This window comes from Euzebyales bacterium, assembly GCA_036374135.1.
Lineage (GTDB): Bacteria > Actinomycetota > Nitriliruptoria > Euzebyales > JAHELV01 > JAHELV01.
On record DASUUK010000024.1, the window covers coordinates 120,345 to 141,192 of the forward strand.

Annotated in this window: 14 protein-coding genes; 4 read left to right on the forward strand and 10 right to left on the reverse strand. The window is 70.7% G+C overall.

What is annotated here, in order from left to right; genetic code table 11:
* Nucleotides 1–13: 13 nt before the first annotated feature.
* The 3 genes from nucS to lysS form a co-directional block, all read right to left on the reverse strand.
* On the reverse strand, nt 14–673 hold the full coding sequence (nucS, locus tag VFZ70_03315; protein ID HEX6254819.1) for an endonuclease NucS: 660 nt from the start codon (nt 671–673) through the stop codon (nt 14–16).
* Nucleotides 674–1,144: 471 nt separating this feature from the next.
* On the reverse strand, nt 1,145–3,664 hold the full coding sequence (locus VFZ70_03320) for an ATP-dependent Clp protease ATP-binding subunit (GenBank protein HEX6254820.1): 2,520 nt from the start codon (nt 3,662–3,664) through the stop codon (nt 1,145–1,147).
* A 332-nt stretch (nt 3,665–3,996) separates the two neighbouring features.
* Nucleotides 3,997–5,592, reverse strand: coding sequence for a lysine--tRNA ligase (gene lysS, locus VFZ70_03325; GenBank protein HEX6254821.1), 1,596 nt, complete (start codon nt 5,590–5,592; stop codon nt 3,997–3,999).
* A gap of 178 nt (nt 5,593–5,770) precedes the next feature.
* On the opposite strand from lysS, the gene VFZ70_03330 reads away from it, so the two are divergent.
* Together VFZ70_03330 and VFZ70_03335 are read left to right on the forward strand one after the other, a co-directional pair.
* Complete coding sequence (locus VFZ70_03330) at nt 5,771–6,298, forward strand: GNAT family N-acetyltransferase (protein ID HEX6254822.1); 528 nt, start codon at nt 5,771–5,773, stop codon at nt 6,296–6,298.
* A gap of 476 nt (nt 6,299–6,774) precedes the next feature.
* Nucleotides 6,775–7,173, forward strand: coding sequence for an OsmC family protein (locus tag VFZ70_03335; protein ID HEX6254823.1), 399 nt, complete (start codon nt 6,775–6,777; stop codon nt 7,171–7,173).
* Between the two features lie 64 nt (nt 7,174–7,237).
* On the opposite strand, the gene VFZ70_03340 is transcribed toward VFZ70_03335, so the two are convergent.
* The 6 genes from VFZ70_03340 to VFZ70_03365 all read right to left on the reverse strand — a co-directional run bounded on the left by VFZ70_03340 (nt 7,238) and on the right by VFZ70_03365 (nt 14,718).
* The gene (locus VFZ70_03340) at nt 7,238–8,185 is read right to left on the reverse strand and encodes a Clp protease N-terminal domain-containing protein (protein ID HEX6254824.1); all 948 of its coding nucleotides are present in this window, start codon (nt 8,183–8,185) and stop codon (nt 7,238–7,240) included.
* A 200-nt stretch (nt 8,186–8,385) separates the two neighbouring features.
* Nucleotides 8,386–9,315: a mycofactocin biosynthesis glycosyltransferase MftF gene (mftF, locus tag VFZ70_03345; protein ID HEX6254825.1), complete on the reverse strand. Its 930-nt coding sequence runs from the start codon at nt 9,313–9,315 to the stop codon at nt 8,386–8,388.
* Nucleotides 9,316–9,644: 329 nt separating this feature from the next.
* Nucleotides 9,645–10,598, reverse strand: coding sequence for a CoA ester lyase (locus tag VFZ70_03350; protein HEX6254826.1), 954 nt, complete (start codon nt 10,596–10,598; stop codon nt 9,645–9,647).
* Nucleotides 10,599–10,642: 44 nt separating this feature from the next.
* Entirely contained in the window at nt 10,643–12,028 is a 1,386-nt protein-coding gene (locus tag VFZ70_03355) for a heterodisulfide reductase-related iron-sulfur binding cluster (GenBank protein ID HEX6254827.1), read from the reverse strand.
* Nucleotides 12,029–12,091: 63 nt separating this feature from the next.
* The gene (locus VFZ70_03360) at nt 12,092–13,267 is read right to left on the reverse strand and encodes an FAD-binding protein (GenBank protein ID HEX6254828.1); all 1,176 of its coding nucleotides are present in this window, start codon (nt 13,265–13,267) and stop codon (nt 12,092–12,094) included.
* Nucleotides 13,264–14,718 (reverse strand): FAD-linked oxidase C-terminal domain-containing protein, encoded by a 1,455-nt coding sequence (locus tag VFZ70_03365; GenBank protein HEX6254829.1) that lies wholly within the window; start codon nt 14,716–14,718, stop codon nt 13,264–13,266. The genes VFZ70_03360 and VFZ70_03365 overlap by 4 nt, the downstream gene beginning before the upstream one ends.
* Before the next feature lie 303 nt (nt 14,719–15,021).
* On the opposite strand from VFZ70_03365, the gene VFZ70_03370 reads away from it, so the two are divergent.
* Nucleotides 15,022–18,123 carry an FAD-linked oxidase C-terminal domain-containing protein gene (locus tag VFZ70_03370; GenBank protein ID HEX6254830.1) on the forward strand — a complete coding sequence of 1,034 codons (3,102 nt, stop codon included), beginning with the start codon at nt 15,022–15,024 and terminating at the stop codon, nt 18,121–18,123.
* A gap of 11 nt (nt 18,124–18,134) precedes the next feature.
* Here VFZ70_03370 and VFZ70_03375 read toward each other — a convergent pair whose 3' ends face one another.
* On the reverse strand, nt 18,135–19,091 hold the full coding sequence (locus tag VFZ70_03375; protein ID HEX6254831.1) for an NAD(P)-dependent oxidoreductase: 957 nt from the start codon (nt 19,089–19,091) through the stop codon (nt 18,135–18,137).
* 146 nt (nt 19,092–19,237) lie between these two features.
* Here VFZ70_03375 and VFZ70_03380 point away from each other — a divergent pair, with 146 nt between their 5' ends.
* A complete protein-coding gene (locus tag VFZ70_03380; protein HEX6254832.1) occupies nt 19,238–20,695 on the forward strand; it encodes an Nramp family divalent metal transporter in 1,458 nt (485 codons plus the stop codon).
* Nucleotides 20,696–20,848: the final 153 nt, after the last annotated feature.

Here is a 20,848-nt window from a genome sequence, read left to right on the forward strand (position 1 = left end):
GTGTCAGCGGCCGTCAGAACAGCCGCAACTCGTCGGACTGCCGGCCGCGCAGAAGGTCGTAGTCGACCTCGACCCAGGTGATCCCGCGCTCAGTGGCCAGCACGCGGGCCTGGGGTTTGACCCGCTGGGCAGCAAAGATACCGCTGACGGGACGCAGCAGCGGGTCACGGTTCAGTCGTTCGACGTAGCGACGTAACTGCTCGACCCCGTCGATCTCACCTCGGCGCTTGATCTCGACGGCGACGTACGCTCCGCGCTCGTCCCGACAGAGCAGATCGACCGGTCCGATGTCGGTCGGATACTCGCGCCGGACGAGCTGCAGGCCGTCGGCCAGCGTGTCCGGGTGGTCGGCCAGCAGCTCCTGCAGGTGCGCCTCGACGCCGTCCTTCGTCAGGCCCGGATCGTCACCGAACACGAAGCTCGTGTCCGAGATCATCTCCAGCAGGGTGATCTCGAGCCGCTCACCCCTGCCGTTGGTCACGACCCAGCGCTCCGGACCGTCGTCCAGGACGTTGGGCGCGTTCATCCAGTTCAGCGGCTTGTAGGCACCGCCGTCCGCGTGCACGGCGACACAGCCGTCCGCCTTGACCATCAACAGGCGGACGGCTTCGGGCAGGTGCGCCTCGAGGCGCCCTGCGTAGTCCACGGTGCAGCGCGCGACCACCAGTCTCATGCGGTGGGGTCCGCCGCGTCGGCCGACATCATGGCGTGCCAGGCTAACGGCTGCGCGCCGCACGGCGCCGACCGGCCCAGCCCCTTCGGCCGGGTGCTGGACCGTCCCGACGCCTAGTCAGCCGACCCCACCGCCGGACATGCGAAGGGCCCGGCACTCTTGCCGTGCCGGGCCCGCACCCGGGCAACTGGACGGAACATCGTGTGGCGGTGACTCTTGGCGTCACCCGCCAGTTCCGATCGTGCCCGACATTCGTGCGGTGTCCCCGTCGGCCATGCCGACGGCACGCGAAGCATCGCATGTCGTCGTCACCGCCAGGTACCGCGGACCTGAACGTTGCGCCTCGAGGATGTGCCGGACGGTGTCGCATCCCGCTGCAGGTGGCACGTGCCTCGAAAGGGGACGTGCCACCCTACCGCAACGTCATCACCGGCGCAGCGCCGGGTGACACCCCGGCGGCCGCGCCGCCGATCAGCCGTCGCTCGCCGCCGGAACGTCGCCCGGTCCCGAGCCCGCCAGTTCGACCTCGGGCGTGTCGGGCGCGTCGACCGCGCGGAACACGACCCCGTCGTCCTCGATGTCGACCACGATCAGCTGTCCGGCACTGAAGTCGTTGAACAGCAGCCGCTCCGACAGTGCGTCCTCGATCTGCCGCTGGATCGTCCGGCGCAACGGCCGCGCACCCAGCTCGGGGTCGTAGCCCTTGTCGGCCAACCAGGTCTTGGCGTCCTCGGTCAGCTCGATGTCGAGGTCCTTGGCCTTCAGCTGGCCCTGGACCCGCTTGAGCATCAGATCGACGATCGACTTGACCTCGGCCTTCGTCAGCTGGTGGAACACGATCGTTTCATCGATGCGGTTGAGGAACTCGGGGCGGAAGTGGCGCTTGAGCTCGTCGTCGACCTGCGCCTTCATGCGCTCGTAGACGCTCTCCTCGTCGGCCGACGCCGAGAAGCCCAGCGCCTGCTGCCCGAGGTTCTTGGTGCCCAGGTTCGACGTCATGATCAGCACGGTGTTCTTGAAGTCCACCGTCTTGCCCTGCGCGTCGGTCAGCCGGCCGTCCTCGAGGATCTGGAGCAGCGCGTTGAACACGTCCGGGTGGGCCTTCTCGACCTCGTCGAACAGCACCACGCTGAAGGGCCGCCGGCGGACCGCCTCGGTCAGCTGACCACCCTCCTCGTAGCCGACGTAGCCCGGAGGCGAACCGATCAGCCGCGAAACCGTGTGCTTCTCCATGTACTCGGACATGTCGAGGTGGATCAGTGCGTCCTCGTCACCGAACAGGAACTCCGCCAGCGTCTTGGCCAGCTCGGTCTTGCCGACACCCGAGGGTCCCAGGAAGATGAACGAGCCACTCGGGCGCTTGGGGTCCTTCAGACCCGACCGCGTCCGGCGGATCGACTTGGACACGGCAGCGATCGCCTCGTCCTGACCGATGACCCGCTTGTGCAGCTCCTTCTCCATCCGCAGCAGCTTCTGGGTCTCCTCCTCGGTCAGCTTGAAGACCGGGATGCCCGTCCAGTTGCTGAGGACCTCGGCGATGTCCTCCTCGTCGAGGGTGAGTACGGTGTCCATCCCGTCGGACTTCCACTCGCGCTCCCGCGCGGCTCGACGCTCCAGCAGCTTCTTCTCCTGGTCGCGCAGCTGCGCGGCCTTCTCGAAGTCCTGCTCGTCGATCGCCGATTCCTTCATCTTGCGGACGCCTGCTGCCTCGTCCTCGAGATCCTGGAGGTCCGGCGGGGCGGTCAGTCGGCGGATGCGCAGGCGCGATCCCGCCTCGTCGATCAGGTCGATCGCCTTGTCGGGCAGGAAGCGGTCGGAGATGTAGCGGTCGGCGAGGTTGCCGGCGGCCACCAGCGCGTCGTCGGTGATCGTCACGCGGTGGTGCGCCTCGTAGCGGTCGCGCAGCCCCTTGAGGATCTCGATCGTGTGGGCGACCGACGGCTCCTCGACGCGGATGGGCTGGAACCGCCGCTCCAGCGCGGCGTCCTTCTCGAGGTGCTTGCGGTACTCCTCGATCGTCGTCGCGCCGATGGTCTGCAGCTCGCCACGGGCCAGCATGGGCTTGAGGATGCTGGCGGCGTCGATCGCGCCCTCGGCAGCACCCGCCCCGACCAGCGTGTGCAGCTCGTCGATGAACAGGATGATGTCGCCGCGGGTGGTGATCTCCTTCAGCACCTTCTTCAGGCGCTCCTCGAAGTCACCGCGGTAGCGGCTGCCCGCGACGAGGGCGCCCAGGTCGAGGGTGTACAGCTGCTTGTCACGCAGGGTCTCGGGGATGTTGCCCGCGCAGATCATCTGCGCCAGGCCCTCGACGATGGCGGTCTTGCCGACGCCCGGCTCACCGATGAGCACAGGGTTGTTCTTGGTGCGGCGCGACAGCACCTGCATGACCCGCTCGATCTCGCGGGTGCGGCCGATCACCGGATCGAGCTTGCCCTCGCGCGCCAGCTGGGTGAGGTTGCGCCCGAACTGGTCGAGCACGGCCGAGCCCTTGGACTCCTCCGAGCCACCGGACACGCCGGCCTTGGTCTGGCCGGACCCGGACTCGCCACCGGCGTAGCCGCTGAGCAGCTGGATGACCTGCTGGCGGACGCGGTTCAGATCGGCGCCGAGCTTCTGCAGGACCTGGGCGGCGACGCCCTCGCCCTCGCGGATGAGGCCGAGCAGGATGTGCTCGGTCCCGATGTAGTTGTGGCCGAGCTGCAGCGCCTCGCGCAGCGACAGCTCGAGCACCTTCTTGGCACGGGGCGTGAACGGGATGTGGCCGGCGGGCGCGGTCTGGCCCTGGCCGATGATCTCCTCGACCTGGTCGCGGACACCTTCGAGCGAGATGCCGAGGGACTCGAGGGCCTTGGCGGCGACACCCTCACCCTCGTGGATCAGCCCGAGCAGGATGTGCTCGGTCCCGATGTAGTTGTGGTTGAGCATCCTCGCCTCTTCCTGGGCGAGGACCACCACGCGGCGAGCCCGGTCTGTGAACCGTTCAAACATGATTGCCCCCTGGCCGGGTGCTCTGAGCGCATCGTAGCACCGGCCCTCCGAGCGCGCGGGGGGTCGGCGGCTGCTCCGACACCGTCGTGCGGGGTGTGGCTGGCACTGGGCTGACTCCTGTCGGCGTGGGTCGCACGCGCGCCGCCGTCGGGTGCGCGACGGTTCGTCGCGCGTCGACGACGCAGGTCAACGCTAGCCGCCGGTGTCCCCAGCGTCATCAGCTGCGCACGATCGCTGCAGCCGGCCCGCCCGATTCACGGCACGCCTGACCAGCAGGTTCCGCAGCATCGCCGTGCAGTCGCGGCCCGGGCGTCGGCGACCTGAGGGCAGCCTCAGCCCTCGTCCGGTGACGCCTCCCGCGGGTCGTCCGCGACCACGCCCACGGAGAGCTCGTCTTCTGTCTCGTGCGCGGGTTCGATCGGTCGGATGATCTCGGGCCGCAACGTCGGGAACAGGATGACGTCGCGGATCGTGGAGACATCGGCCAGGAGCATGACCATGCGGTCGATGCCGATGCCGAGCCCGCCCATGGGCGGCATGCCAAACTCCATGGCCCGCAGGTAGTCCTCGTCGATCGGCATGGCCTCGTCGTCGCCCGCGGCGCGTGCGCGGGCCTGCGCCTCGAACCGGCGGCGCTGATCGTCGGGGTCCACCAGCTCGCTGAAGGCGTTGGCCATCTCGCGGCCGGCGACGATCAGCTCGAACCGCTCCGTCACCCGTGGATCATCGCGGTGGCGGCGCGCGAGCGGGGACACCTCGACCGGATAGTCGATCACGAACGTCGGCTCCCACAACGTCGGCTCGGCCAGCTGATCGCGCAGCTCCTCGATGACCTTGCCCGGTCCCCAGCGGTCGTCCGTCGTGACGCCGTGCTGGTCCGCGATCGCCCGGAGTTCGGCGATCGGCACGTCGTAATCGAGGTCGGGACGGTCCGTGGCCTCGCGGACGAGGTCCAGCACCGTGCGACGCGGCCAGTCGCCGCCCAGATCGAGCTTGCGACCTTCGTACGTCAGCGCCGTCGTGCCCACCGCATCGAGCGCGGCGCGCTGCAGAAGCTCCTGCGTCAGCTCCATGATGTCGTGGTAGTCCGCGTAGGCCTCGTAGCTCTCGAGCATCGTGAACTCGGGGTTGTGCCGTGTCGACAACCCTTCATTGCGGAACACCCGACCGATCTCGAACACGCGGGGCATGCCGCCGGCCACCAGCCGCTTGAGGAACAGCTCGGGGGCCACGCGCAGGTACAGATCGATGTCGAGGGCGTTGTGGTGCGTGACGAACGGCTTGGCCGTCGCGCCACCGGGCTGGGTGTGCAGCAGTGGCGTCTCGACCTCGACGTAGCCGCGGTCGATGAGCTCGGTCCGCAGCGCGGCGATGGCCCGGCCGCGGACGTCGAACACCCGCCGGGCGTCGGGGTTGACCGCCAGATCGACGTAGCGCTGACGGAAACGGGTCTCGGTGTCGCGCAGGCCGTGCCACTTGTCCGGCATCGGCCGCAGCGACTTGCTGATCAGCCCGACCTGCTCGGCCATCACCGACAGCTCACCACGTCGCGACCGCACGACTTCGCCGCGTGCGGTGATCCAGTCGCCGATGTCCAGATCGGCGACGCGTGCCATGCCGTCGTCGCCGAGTGCCTTGAGATTGCACATGACCTGCAGGTCGGCGTCGCCCTCCGCCAGCACCAGGAAGACGAGCCGCCCGTGACCGCGACGTGCGACCAGCCGTCCAGCCACCGCAACCCGCTCGTCCGAGCCCTCGCCCGGCTCGAGTTGGTCGTGCCAGCGACTGATCACGTCGTCCAGCGCGTGGTCGACCTGCACGTCGACGGGGTACGGGTCGTCGCCCCGCTCACGGAGCGCGCGCAGCTTCTCCCGCCGCTCCCCCATCAGGGAGTCGAGTCGGCTGCCGTGATCCTGGTCGTTGCTCATCGTCGCTCCCGTGCCCCACGACCCGCAGCGTCCACCGCGGGCGGGGCGCACTATCGTCGTGGTCCGCACTGCGCGCGCCGCCGGCGGACAGCCTAGTGCGCCCGCGAGGGCGTACCCTGCCGCCGGCTGGGCCCCGGATCCTGCCACGGTGTCGGCGTGAACATGGAGGCATGACGGCATGATGACGATGCCCGGACAGCTGTCGACCGATCGGCTCCTGCTGCGCCAGTTCCGGGAGGGCGACCTGGATGCCTTCGCCGCGATCCAGGCCGACCCCGGCGCGGCACGTCACATCGGAGATGGCCGGACCAACGACCGCGCCACGTCGTGGCGGCTGATCGCGATGTTCCTGGGACATTGGACCCTGCGCGGGCACGGCCAGTACGCGGTCGAGGACCGTGGCACCGGCGGGTTCCTCGGCCGGGTCGGCCTGTGGTACCCGGAGGGCTGGCCGGAGCTCGAGATCGGATGGCTGATCGGGTCCGCGTCATGGGGCCGGGGGTACGCGACGGAGGCGGCGCGCGCCGTTGCAGCCGCCGCCTTCTCGGAGCTGGGCAGTGAACGCCTGATCAGTCTGATCCGTCCGGCCAACGCCGCGTCGATCCGGGTGGCGATCAAGCTCGGCGCGGTGCGCACCGGGATCACCGAGCTCGACGGCGAGCGCACCGATGTCTACACCTTGACGCCGGACGCGCTGACCGCCTGACGCGACTGTCGGGGGGCTCGTCGGGCCGCGCCGATACGGGTGTCCGGACGCGCGGACGCGCCGAGGCGCCGCTGTTTGGGAGTGGGGGCGGCGGACGCGCGGACCCACGGGGTGTCCGTACGCGCGGACACGCCCCGCTGGTGGCGGGTACGCGTCCGCGCGGGCTGGCGCGTGCGACCTGCATGAATCGAACATACATTCGCATTCATGTGGAACACAAGTGCATCCCCATGCCTGTGGACATTGTTCGATGTCTGTGCATGCACGACATCATCCGAGGGAACACATGGGATGGCACAGCGTAGACATGCCGGCGCGGTCACCCGCCCGAAACGTCGCTCCGAGCGAGCACCGACAGGCACTCCCAGCCTCGACTGGAGGTTCTCCGACAGTCGAGGACCGACATCACGACCGCGCGGGACGATGCAGGGTACGGCGCGATCGACGACAGCGAGGAGGAGCAGGACGTGACAACGATGAACGTATGGGTGCGCTCACTCGACGGGCACGTGTCGATCGGTCGTCAGGAGGAGGATCAGGTGCTGCCGCTGGACCGACCGGAGGCGACCGGCGGTACAGGGCTGGGCTTCAACGGCGGCCACCTGATGCTGCTCGGGTGGGGTGGCTGCTTCAAGAGCACGCTGATCGCCGCGGCCGAGGCGCGGGGCATCGACATCCGCGACCTCGAGCTGACCATCGCCGGTGAGACCGCCGACACGCCGTACCGCATCAAGAAGGTGCGGATGTCGGTCGAGCTCGACGCCGAGGTCGACGATGACACGAAGCGCAAGCTGATCGACATCGCACGCAACGGCTGTGCGGTGTCGAACACGCTGCAGCTGGGTGCCGAGATGGAGATCTCCCTGGACGATTGACGGCGTGGGGCAGGCCACCGGATCGAGCCGGCGCGGGTACCGCACGCCGGCGATCCCCCACGCGTCACGCCATCCGGCGTGCCACCTCCGCGTGGAGGTCCGACAGGACGATCGCCAACGCGTCCAGCACCTGCTGCATGTGGTCGTCCGCGTTGACGAGCAGCGCGAGGAGGATGTGCGCCGTGCCCGCCGCCGGCTGGCCCCGCCGCTGCGCGTCCTCGGCGGCCCATCGCAGCACATGGCGTGCGGAGCCGGTCAGACCGAGTGCCGTGTCGCCGCCGTCGCCGCTGGCCCCGGTGTCGAGGTCGACCGCGACGACCGCCTGCGCGTCGGCGCCGATCGCCTCCAACGCGGAGGCGGCCGGGCCCGGCACGGATGCGACCCCGATCAACAGATCCTGCGTATCGACACGGCCGGTCGCGCGACGCCGCGCCGACGCACGCGCGTACGTCAACGCCTCCCACGCCTGATCGTCGAACCGCTCCAGCAGCAGCGGCGTGGCGGACGTGGGCTCTTCGTCGTCATCATCGGACCGGAACAACCGTCGGATGCCCCGCCGCCGTTCCGGACGGGCGCGCTCGTCACCGGGCGCCCGGGTGGCCATCTGACGGACGTCGTCAAGCGAGAGGCCCTGCCTGGTGAGCACCGTGGCCGCGACACCGTCACCGGTGCGGAGCAGGCCCAACAGGATGTGCGTGGGACGGATCTCACGATGGCCCAGCTGCAGCGACTCCCGCAGTGACAGCTCGAGCGCCTTCTTGGCTGGGCGGGTAAACGGCAGGTGGCTCGGCGACGGCTCGGTTCCCCTGCCGACGACCGCGAGCACGGCATGCCGCATCGCGTGGATGTCGACGCCGAACTCGCCGAGGACCTTGCAGACCTCGGCATCGTCTTCGTGGACGAGTCCGAGCAGCAGGTGCTCGGTACCGATCTCGTCGTGGTCCAACGTGCGCGCTTCTTCCTGCGCCAGCACCACGACCCGACGGGCCTCGTCCGTGAACCGCTCGAACATCACCGTGCCTCTCTCGCAGCACCGGCATTCTCCCGCCGTGCCGGGGCTGCGCACAAGTCCTGATCGACCTGGCCCGCCACAGGAGCCGCTACGCGACCGGGCCGACTCGTCCACGGTGGAGCGGACCCGGCCGGGCGTCGTCGAACGGGTGCTCGCCGCCCACTTCGACGTGGCGCCACCACCGAGCACGGACCGGCCGGTCACCATGAGGGCGGACGGGTCCGCCCCGCACGCACGCGCCGGGCCCGACCCAGGCCGCGCACCACCGGCAGCAGCGCAGCCGGCGACCGTGCCCGCAGCGCGCCGAACCACAGGCCGGCGCCGTATGCGAGATCATCCATCCGGCGGGCGATGCCGTACCGCAGCAGGTCCAACGGAGCGCCGGTCGCCCGGTGGTCGACGACGGCGTCGAGGATGGCGGCGACCGTCATCGCGCGCTGCATGCGCCGCGAGCGCACAGCGATGACGGCGGCGACGGGCCAGTACTGCCGGATCAGTGCGGATGCCGTTTGACGCGCCGCGGCGCTCACCCCGAGGTTGGCGAGGTGCACGACGGTGGCCGTGGGTGCGCCGCTGTGCCACAGCCGGCGCCGGATCCGCGCCACGAGGGCTGCATGGATGGCGGCCGCGACGGGCACCGACCAGCGCCGCTGCAACGCGAGCACGACGACCACGGCGACCGTGGGTGCCGTCACCACCATCGGCGCCACGGCCGCGCCGTGCCGCTGCGCGAGCAGGCTGGCGCCCGTGCCGTAGAACGCCTTGCGCGCGAGCCACGACCTCAAGGTGATGCGGTGATCGTGCCGGACCACCAGTGCGGGGTCGTACCGCACCCGCCACCCACGGTCGGTCAGACGCCAGACCAGATCGACGTCCTCGGCGACCCGCAGCCGGGGGTCGAACCCACGACCGACGGCAGCGGTGCGCGCCATCAGGCAGGCACCCGGCACGTAGCTGACCCGGGTGTGGGGACGGACACCGGCGGCCGTCGAGCCGAGATCCAGCGACGAGCGCACCGCCTCGTACCGGCCGACCCACGTCCCTGTGCCGGTCGGGTCCAGGCCGAGCACCCGCGGCGCCACCACCGCGACGGCCGGATCATCGAAGTGCCGTCGCAGGCCGACAGCCAACCCGGATCGGGTACGACGTCGGAGTCGACGAAGGCGACGAACGGCGTGAGCGCCGCCGCCAGTCCGGTGTTGCGCGCCGCGGCCGGACCGCGGGGTTCGGGATGGGCCAACCGCATGGCGCCGGCCGCGCGGCACACCGCCGCGCTCGTCGTCGGACTGCCGACCCGTCATCGACGACGATCACGGGCACGCCCGCCGGCAGGTGCGCGAGCAGACGGCGCAACTGCGTCGGGCGGTCCCGCACCGGGATCACCACGGTGACGTCGACCGTAAGACTGCCTGACCACTCGGTCAAGGCCCACGAGCGGCCGCTGCGGCGGAATCCCGCCTCAGGAGCCGAGGCCCGCGGCGCGGCCGCGGGTGACCAGCTTCTCGGCCATCCGACGACTGGCCTCGTCGATCATGTGCCCGCGGTGCCGCGCGGCGCCGCGGCCCTCGGCGGTGTGACCGCGGTGGACGTCGAGGAGCTCCAGCGCGTCGGCGAACTGCCCGGGCGTCGGGGTGAAGACCTCGTTGGCGAGCTCGACCTGCGAGGGGTGGATGCACCACTTGCCGTCCATGCCGGACAGCTTCGCCCGCGTCGCCATCGTGACGAACGCATCGCGGTCCGCGATGTCGCTGCAGGGCCCGTCGATCGCGTCCGCATCGACCGCCGCGGCCGCATCGACGATCCGCGCGACGATCGCCGCCCACTGGAAGCCCGGGTAGTCGGGCTCGGGCATCCCGATGCCGGTCTGGGCCACGCCGATGCTCGCGGCGTAGTCGCCGGGCCCGAACGTCAGGCTCTCGATGCGATCGGTGACCCGGGCGGTGGCGTCCATCGCGACGGCGCCCGCGCCGGACTCGATCTGCGCCTCCACGCCGTGGCGCACGTCCAGGCCGACCTCGAGCTCCAGCTGACCCAGCAGGTGCTCGAGGAACCACAGCTGGCCGGGGTGGTCGACCTTCGGCACGACCAGGCAGTCGAACCGACCGCCCGCACCCAGCACGAGCTCCACCACGTCGCGGTACTGGTGCGGTGTCGTCGCGTCGTTGATGCGCACCGCCACGACCGCGTCGCCGTAGTCGTTGGCGCACAGCGCCTCGACCACTGTCCGACGCGCGCGCTGCTTCTCGCCCGGGGCGACGGCGTCCTCGAGATCGAGCACGATCTCGTCGGCGCCCCGCTCACCCGCACGTGCCAGCATCTTCGGACCCGACCCCGGCACGACCAGCACCGACCGCCGCAACCTGACGGCCCGCCGGTCGACCCGCCCGACGCTCTCGAACGGCTGCACCACCATCTCTTACTCCTCAGCGTCGCCGCGCGGACGGCCGAGCGTCGGTGTCACGCTAACGGATTCACGCCGCGCAGCGACGCGTCCACCACCTGGATCGGGTGCAGCATGGGCAGGTCCGCGTCGAGGTGCCGCCTGAGCTGCAGCAGGCACCCGGGGTTCGAGGTCACCAGCGCGTCGGGTGCGGCCGCCGCCACCGTCGCCGCCTTGCGCGCTCCGAGGTCGGAGGCGGCGTCCGGCTGCAGCAGGTTGTAGATGCCGGCCGATCCGCAGCAGATGTCGGGCTCGCTGAGCTCGACGAGATCGAGGTCGGGGATCGCGCGCAACGCCGCCCGTGGCTGGCTGCGCACGCCCTGTGCGTGTGAGAGGTGGCAGGCGTCGTGGTAGGCGACGCGGGCCGGGATCGGATGGCGCGCGGCGCGGGGCTCGAGCTCGTCGAGCAGCTCCGAGACGTCGCGCACCTTCGCCGAGAACGCCTGCGCCCGGTCGGCCCATGCCGGATCGTCCCGCAGCAGGTGGCCGTACTCCTTGAGGGTGGAACCGCACCCCGCCGCGTTGATGACGATGGTGTCGACGTCGGCATCCTCCATCGTGGCGATCATCCGCCGCGCGAAGCGCAGCGCCGACTCCTCCTCACCGGAATGCTCCATCAGGGCACCGCAGCAGCCCTGATCGGTGGGGACGACGACCTCGCAGCCCTCCATGGCCAGGACCCGCGCGGTCGCGGCGTTGACGTCGCCGAAGTAGACCGACTGCACGCATCCGGCGACCATGCCGACCCGTCGGACAGGCGGGCGGGCGGGCTCACGCGACGCCCGACGTGGGGCGACGTGGGCCGGCAGCCGCCGCTGCAGCTCGTGCAGTGTGATGTCGGGCAGCAGGCCCTCCAGCGCCTGGAGCCGCGCGGGCAGCCGCGCGAACACGCCCGAGCGTCGCAGCAGCCCGCCGATGCGCAGCCGCTGGTAGACGATGCCGGCCAGCGCGGCGATCCGCAGGCGCCGGGGGTACGGGAACAGCGCGAAGACGAGCCGCCGGAACGCGCGGTCCGCCAGCGTCCGCGGATGGTTGCGCTCGATCTGTGGCCGGGTCGCCTCGATCAGCTTGTCGTACTGCACGCCGGAGGGGCAGGCGGTCACGCACGCCATGCACCCCAGGCAGCGGTCCATGTGGGTGACGAACACGTCGTCGATCGCGATCTCGCCGGCGGACGCGAGCTCCATGAGGTAGATCCGCCCGCGCGGCGAGTCCATCTCCTCGCCCCACAGCGCGTAGGTCGGGCAGGTCGGCAGGCAGAAGCCGCAGTGGACACAGTCGGCGAGCAGGTCGTCGGACGGCGGGCGCAGCAGATCGAACGCGCCGTGGCCGTCACCGGCCGGCGCACCCACGACCGGGCCGCCCGCCTCGTGCTCGTCGGGCACCGCCGCGGCGTCGGACATTACACGTGACCTACCGCTTCGCTACTTGAGGTCATCACACGTGACCTACCGCTTCGCTCATTCCTAGATCCCTCCCACGAACCGGCCCGGGGCGCAACGCCCGTCAGGATCGAGCTGCTGCTTGACCCGTCGCATCAGATCGATGCCGGACGGCGGCGGACCCCACACGTCCACGACCTCTGCGACGCCCTCTGCCGTGCGGCGGACTACGGCATGACCTCCCATGCCGCCCAGCGCGCCACGCCAGGCGTCGACGAACGCCGCGTGCGCTGCCCCGTCGCCGTCGAAGATCCGGGCGGTCATCACGCCGAGCACCACAGTGGTCTGCAGCCTGACGTCGACACCGCTGCGCTCGGCTGCGTCGGCGCATGCCCGCGCGGCATCCGGCACACGCGTCGGCAGGCACGCGGCCCGGACGACCGTCTGCCCGGGTGTGCCCGCGAGGCCCGCCGTCAGGCCGTCCCATGCCTGCCGCTCCTCGTCGCCGTCGAGCCGCGCGGGGTCGCCGCTGCCGTCGGCCAGCAGCCCGACCGTGTGCTCCAACTGGCCGTCCACGGCGTCGGTGTGCCCGGTGTAGCGGATCCACAGGTGCCCGTCGTCCCACTCGGCCGCGACCGGCTCCACCGGCGCGGCTCCCAGCGCGACCGCGGTCGCTGTGGCCGTTGCTGCGTCACAGGGCACCCGCAGGGTCGCCGATGCCTCCGGTCGCGGATGCACACGCAGGACGACCTCCGCGACGAACGCCAGCGTCCCCAGCGAGCCGCACAACAGCTTGGCCATGTCGTAGCCGGCGACGTTCTTGATGACGAAGCCACCGGTGCGCCCGACCGCACCGTCGGCCAGCACGTACGTGGCGCCGATGACCAGGTCCCGCATGGTGCCGTAGGCCACACGTCGGGGTCCGGCGTCGCCACTGGCGAGCAGCCCACCGATCGTCGCGCCGTCAGCGACGTGTGGGGGATCGATCGCGAGCCACTGGTCATGCTCGGCGAGGGTGGACTGCAGCGCCGACAGGGGCATGCCCGCCTGCACGGCCACCGTCCCGTCGGCGTGGTTGTACGCCAGGACCCCGGTCATGGCCGCCGACGAGATGACGGCGGCGCTGTCCGGCGGCGGCGTCCCCCAGTCGAGCTTGGTGCCGCCCCCGGTGAACAGCAGCGGGCCGGCGGTGTCGAGCATCGCGTCGCGCACGCCCGCCAGATCCGATGGGCGGTGGGTCATCGAGGTGTCGGTGCTCACAGCCGCTCCGCCAGCCCGGCCTGTTCGATCGCGTGCGGGCGGTACGGGCCGGGACGCTCGCCGCACAGCCGCGGGGTCGGAAACAGCTTGCCCGGGTTGCAGATCCCGCCCGGGTCGAAGGCGGCCCGCACGCGCTGCATCACGGCCAGGTCCTCCTCGCCGAACATCTTGGGCATCGAGCAGGCCTTGTCCGCGCCCACGCCGTGCTCGCCGGTGATCGACCCGCCCGCCTCGACGCACAGCTCGACGATGCGGATCGACAGCTGCTCGGCCTCCTCGGCCTCACCCGCGTTGCGGCCGTCGTAGAGCACCAGCGGATGCAGGTTGCCGTCGCCCGCGTGGAACACGTTGGCGACACGGTAGCCGGCCTCGTCACTCATCTCGCCGATGCGCTCGAGGACCTCGCCGAGCCTGGTGCGCGGGATGACGCCGTCCTGCACGAAGTAGTCACGCGACAGCCGTCCCATGGCCGCGAACGCCGCCTTGCGACCCCTCCAGATCAATGCCCGCTCCGCGGCGTCGGCGGCGACGCGGATGTTGGTGGCGCCGGCCTCCTCGCAGTGACGCTGAACCTCGCCGAACAGCGCGGAGACCTCGGCCTCGGGGCCGTCGAGCTCCACGACGAGGACCGCGCCCGCCTCGAGGTCGAGCCCGACCTGCGCGTCCTCCTCGCACGCCTGGATCGCCAGGTTGTCCATCATCTCCATGCCGGCCGGCGTGATGCCGGCGGTGGTGATCGCCGTGACCGCGTCGCCGGCCTCGCGGGGCGTGTCGAAGTCCGCCAGCAGCGTTTCGACCGCTTCGGGTCGGCGCAGCAGGCGCACGATCACCCTGGTCGCGATGCCCAGCGTGCCCTCCGACCCGATCACGACCCCGCGCAGATCGTAGCCTGGCGTGTCCGGCACCGCGCCGCCCAGCTCGACGATGTCCCCGTCGGGCGTGACGAACTCGAGCCCGAGCACGTGGTTGGTCGTGAAGCCGTACTTCAGGCAGTGCACGCCACCCGAGTTCTCGGCGACGTTGCCACCGATCGAGCACACGATCTGGCTGGACGGGTCGGGCGCGTAGTAGAGGTCGTGGCGGGCGACCGCCGCCGAGATCGCGGCGTTCGTGACCCCCGGTTCGGCGACGAGGTACCGGTTCTCGACGTCGACGTGCAGGATCGAGCGCATGCGCGACAGCACGACCAGGACCCCGTCCGCGTGCGGCAGCGCCCCGCCCGACAACCCGGTGCCCGATCCGCGGGCGACGTAGGGCACGCCGTCGCGCCGGCAGGCGCGCACCACGGCGGCGACCTCCTGCGTCGTCGTCGGCAGCACGACGAGCGCCGGGCGGACCCGGTAGCCCGTGAGCCCGTCACACTCGTAGGTCCGCAGCTGTGCGCCGGTTGAGATGACGGCGTCGGACCCGAGCAGACCCAGCATCTCGTCGCGGATCTGCGCGATGCCCATCGCGTGAGCTCCGATCTCGCCGCCGGGGCGTCGACGAGTCGTCGTGGCGGTGCCTCCCCTGCGCCTAGCGACGATAGGACCCGACGATGCGGTGTCAAGACCTGGGCGACCGTCTCGACCGAAACGGTTCGCGAATGGGCCTGCACAGAGCTGGCTGCCGGAGCCGACCGCCGTTCGCAGGATCGTCGATGCCGGCTGTCTACGCTGTTCGGCACGTGACGATCCACGCTGACAGCCACGCCGACCCGTCAGGAGCGCGGCCGGCGGCCGCCCCGGCGGTCGGACGACCGACGAGGTGATGACGTGACCGCTTCCGACCCCGACGTGCGACCGACCCGCGCGGTCACGGCGGACCTGTCCGACGACCGGATCGGCGGGCTGATCGCCGCGCTGCGCGCGGTCGTGCGCGGGGAGGTGCGGTTCGACACGCAGAGCCGCGCGGTGTACGCCACCGACGGGTCGAACTACCGTCAGGTCCCCATCGGGGTCGTCGTCCCCCGCGACGTGGACGACATCGTGGCCACCGTCGCCGCGTGCTGCGAGCACGACGTGCCGATCCTCGGTCGGGGCGCCGGCACCAGCCTGGCCGGGCAGTGCTGCAACACCGCCGTGGTGATCGACTGCTCGAAGCACGTCAACCGCATCATCGACATCGATCCGGACGCCCGGACCGCCACGGTCGAACCCGGCGTCGTGCTCGACGCCCTGCGCGACGCGGCCGCCCCGCACGGGCTGACGTACGGCCCCGATCCCGCCACGCACGCCTGGTGCACGATGGGCGGGATCATCGGCAACAACTCCTGTGGCGTGCACGCGCTCATGGCCGGCAAGGCCGTGGACAACCTCGAGGCCATGGAGGTCCTGACGTACGACGGGACGCGGCTGACGGTCGGTGCCACAGCACCTGACCGGCTCGACGCGATCATCGCCGCGGGTGGGCGACGCGGGGAGATCCACCGGGGTCTGCGGGCCCTGCGGGATCGCTACGACAGGCAGATCCGCACCGAGTACCCGGACATCCCGCGACGCGTGTCCGGCTACAACCTCGACGAGCTGCTGGACGACCGCGGCTTCCACGTCGCCCGTGCGCTGTGCGGCACCGAGTCGACCTGCGCGATCACGTTGCGCGCGACCGTCAACCTGGTCGCCAACCCGGCCGCGAGGCGGCTGCTCGTGCTCGGGTTCCCGGACATCTTCACCGCCGGCGACGCGGTGCCAGACATCCTCGAGCACGCGCCGATCGGCTGCGAGGTGATGGACCGCCGCCTCATCAGCGAGATGCAGGCCATGGGCATCCACCCCGACAAGGTCGCGATGCTGCCGGGCGGCGACGCGTGGATGCTGGTCGAGTTCGGGGCCGACGACCGCGGCGAGGCGACCGCGCGCGCCGAGGCGCTGGCAGCCGCGCTCGACGGGCCGACGAGCCGGCTGTTCGACGACCCCGACGACGAACGCAGGATCTGGGAGGTCCGCGAGAGCGCCCTCGGCGCCACGGCGCGGGTACCGGGGCGGATGCCGACGTGGGAGGGGTGGGAGGACTCCGCGGTCCACCCGACACGCATCGGCGACTACCTGCGTGGCCTGGCGCAGCTGTGGGACACCTACTGCTACAGCGGATCGTGGTACGGGCACATCGGCGACGGCTGCGTGCACACGCGCAACAACTTCGAGCTGACCACCGCCGCCGGCATCGCGACGTGGCGGCGGTTCATGGAGGATGCCGCCGAGCTGTGCGTCTCGTTCGGTGGCTCGTTGTCGGGCGAGCACGGCGACGGCCAGGGCCGCGGCGAACTGCTCGACCGGATGTACTCACCGGAGATGCTCGACGCCTTCCGCGCCTTCAAGCGGCTGTGGGATCCGACCGGCCGCATGAACCCGGGCAAGGTCATCGACGCCTACCCGCTGGACAGCAACCTCAGGCTCGGCACGGACTTCCGCCCCGTCGACCTGGGCCCGACCACGTTCGCGTTCCCCGACGACGGTGGCAGCCTGCTCAACGCCAGCATGCGGTGCGTGGGCGTCGGCAAGTGCCGCCGCCCCGGCAGCGGCGACATGTGCCCGTCCTACCAGGCGACCCGTGAGGAGGTGCACTCGACCCGGGGGCGCGCCCGCCTGCTGTTCGAGATGCTGCGCGGGGACGTGACCGCGGCGACGTGGCGCAACGACGACGTCGCCGACGCCCTGGACCTGTGCATCTCGTGCAAGGCGTGCGCCAGGGACTGCCCCGTCGGGGTCGACATGGCGACGTACAAGGCCGAGTTCCTTTCCCACCACTACGCGGGCCGGCTGCGGCCCCGCCACGCCTACGCCCTGGGTCACATCGACCTCGCCGCACGGCTGGCCACACGCGCGCCCGGACTGGTCAACGCCGTCACGCACGCCCCGGCGCTGCGCCGGCTGGTGGCCAGGCTGGCGGGCATCACGACGGAGCGTGAGATCCCGCGGTTCACGTCCCAGACCCTGGTCGCGTGGTTCCGGGAGGCGCACGCGTCCTCCGCCGCGGACGGTGCCCACGCGCCGACGCGCACCGTCGGGACCGACGTGATCCTTTGGCCCGACACGTTCACCAACCACCTGACGCCCGGGCCCGGCCGCGCCGCCGTCCAGGTGCTGACCGCGCTCGGCTTCCGCGTGCGGCTGCCCGACCGCGCGTTGTGCTGCGGGCGCCCGTTGTACGACTTCGGCATGCTGTCGCGCGCACGACGGTTGCTGCTGCAGGTGCTGGACACGCTGCGCGACGACATCGCCGCGGGCACCCCGGTGGTCGGCGTGGAGCCCAGCTGTCTGGCGGTGTTCCGTGACGAGCTCGGCAAACTGCTGCCCGACGACGCGGACGCCGCCCGGCTGGCGACCCAGACGTTCTCGCTGTCGGAGTTCGTGCTGCTCCACCGCGACCGGTTCGATGCGGCGCTGGAGCGCGCCGGCACAGCCCGCCCAGGTCCGGGTGCGGCCCGGCTGCAGGCCCACTGCCACCAGAAGGCGGCCTGGGGCACCGTCGCGGAGGTGGAGGTGCTGACGGCGCTCGGCATCGACACGGAGGAACTGGCGAACGGCTGCTGTGGACTGGCAGGATCCTTCGGCTTCGTGTCCGACCACTACGACGTGAGCATGCGCATCGGCGAGCAGCTGTTCGGCCAGGTCCGGGACGCCGAAGATGACGCCAGGATCGTCGCCGATGGGTTCAGCTGCCGGACACAGATCGCGCACGGAACCGGTCGCGCCCCGGTCCACCTCGCGGAGGTGCTGCGCGACGCGCTCGTGGGACGTGCGCCGCGGACCTCAGACACGCCCGGCGGTCCTGCGGCCGGCGACACCGCGAGTCGTCGCGCGCGTTGGTCCGCCCTGACCGCCTCGGCAGGTGCGGTGGCGCTGGGATGGTTGGCCGCGCGTCGGCGCCGACCCTGACCGACCCGGGTTCAGCCGCCGACCCGCACGCCGGCGAGATGCTCGAGCGCCCTGACCAGAGCGTGGTTGCCTTCCCCACCGAGGCCGCGTCGCTGCAGCGTCGCGTACAGCTGGCTGATCAGTGCGGTGCCGACGGCGGGCAGCTGCAGCCGCTCGAACGCCTCGAGGACCAGCCTCAGGTCCTTCTGCTGGAGATCGATCGTGAAACCGGGCGACCAGTCGCGCGCGGCGACCTGTGGGCCCCGGTTGGACAGCATCCAGCTGCCGGCGGCGCCGCCGCTGACGGCCGCGAGCGTGCGCTCCAGATCGAGGCCCTCGGCCTCCGCCAGCAGCATCGCCTCGCTGACGCCGAGCATGTTGTGAACGACCAGGATCTGGTTGACCAGCTTCACCGCCTGCCCGGCACCGTGCTCCTCGCCGACGTGGGTGATCGTCTGACCCATCGCGTCGAGCACGGGACGTGCGCGCTCGAACTGCTCGGCGGGACCGCCGACCATGATCGACAGCGTGCCCTGCGCGGCACCCTCGCTGCCCCCGCTGATCGGCGCGTCCAGCATCGCGATGTCGCGCTCGGCCAGGGTCGACGCGAGGGCCCTGGTCGTGGCGGGGCTGATGGTGGAGCAGTCGACGACCAGCGTGCCGGGGGTCGCACCGTGGATCACGCCGTCGTCGCCGGTCAGCACCTGCTCGACGTCGGGAGTGTCGCTGACGCAGATGATCACGATGTCCGCGGCGTCGGCGACCGCGGCCGGCGCGTCGGCCCACGTGGCACCCGCGTCCACGATCGCCTCCGCGCGCTGCCCCGTCCGGTTCCACACGGTCAGCCCGAACCCGGCGTCGAGCAGGTTGCGGCTCATCCCCCGACCCATGATCCCGAGGCCGATGAAGCCGATGTGCTGGTCGCTCATGTGGTCACCACACTGCGTGTCGTCTCTGGGGCGGCGGAACGCGGAGTGCGCTGCCGACACCGCGAGCGTCCCGCCGCGACCGACGGCCTACACCCCTCCATCTGTCGGTTTTCGCTACATGTTCTGCATGTCACCCCTTCTGCTGCGTGCATGCGCCATGTAGAGTCAGACCAGCATCTGTGACACGACCGCCATGAGGGGGGCGTATGTCCGAGGCGTCGCAGACACATCCATCCGGTGAGGCGCTCGCTGCCGAGATCCCGTCGCGCAACCTGCCGGGCATCCCGTACGCGGATCTGCCCGAGCCCAGGACGTTCCGTCACATCGTCGGTCCGAGCGTCATCCTGCTCGCGACCTCGATCGGGTCTGGCGAGTACGTGCTCTGGCCGTTCATCACCTCGCAGGTGGGCCTGGTCGCCATGTGGATGGCGATGGTCGGCATCACCATGCAGTACTTCATCAACATGGAGATCGAGCGCTACACCTTGGCGACCGGCGAGACCGCCGTGACCGGGTTCACGCGCTTGTGGAAGCCGTGGGGCGTCATCATGGCGGCGCTCGCCCTGATCTCGTGGGGGTGGCCCGGCTGGGCCACCGGCGCGTCGACCGCGCTGACGTTCGTGCTCGGCACCGGCACGGACGCTGTTCCGTTCATCACGATCGCCGCGCTCGTCGCGATCGGCATCGCGCTGACGGTCTCGCCGGTCGTGTACCAGATGGTCGAGAAGTTCCAGATGGTGCTCGTCGCGCTCATCGTGGTGTTCCTCGTCGTCGCGGTGATCGTCGCGATCGACGGCGACACCTACGTCGAACTCGCCCGGGGTGTCGTCAGCTTCGGCCAGGTCCCGGCCGACATCCCGACCGCGACCCTGCTCGGCGCGCTGGCCTTCGCCGGCGCCGGCGGCACCGTCAACCTCGTGCAGTCCAACTGGATCCGCGACAAGGGCCTCGGCATGGGAGCGCGCATCCCAAGGATCGTGTCGCCCTTCACCGGCGAAGAGGAGGCGATGGTCTCGACCGGCTACTTCTTCCACCGCGACGAGGAGAACATGCGGCGCTGGAACGGCTGGTGGAAGGTCGCCAACCACGAGCAGTTCTGGATGTTCCTGGTGATCGGCGGGGTGTCGATCCTGCTGATGTCGGCGTTGACGTACGCGACCATCGGCACCGGCAGCGAAGCGGAGAACTTCGACTTCATCAAGCTCGAGGGTGAGGCGCTGCAGGACGCCGTCGCGCCGTGGTTCGGGCAGTTCTTCTGGGTCACCGGCATCGTCGTGCTGCTGTCGACGAACCTCGGCGTGCTGGACCACATGGGTCGCATCACCGCCGACGTGTTGAAGGTCGACTTCCTGCGCGACAACGACAACTGGTCCGAGAGCCGCATCTACTTCGTCGTGATCTGGGCCGAGATCGTGTTCGGTGCCATCGTGCTGCTGACGGTGGTCGACGCGCCGCTGGTGCTGCTGGTGATCTCGTCCTCGATCAACGGCGTCGTGATGTTCATCTACTCGGCGCTGCTGATCCAGCTCAACTGGGGCAAGCTACCGAGGGAGATCAAGCTGCGCAGCTACCGACTGGTCGTCATGGGTCTCACCGTGCTGTTCTTCGGCTACTTCTCCTTCATCACGGTCGTCGACCAGTTCGGCACGCTGTTCGGCGGTTGAGCGGCGATGAAGCAGTTTTGGCTCAAGCTGCTGCTCACGATGACGTTGTGGCTGGTCTTCGTGTCGATCGGCTGGATGCTCGGCTGGATCTGACGTCGACCCGGCCGGACACCTGGACGCCGGAACGTGTCGGCACGCGGCCGTCGACCACCG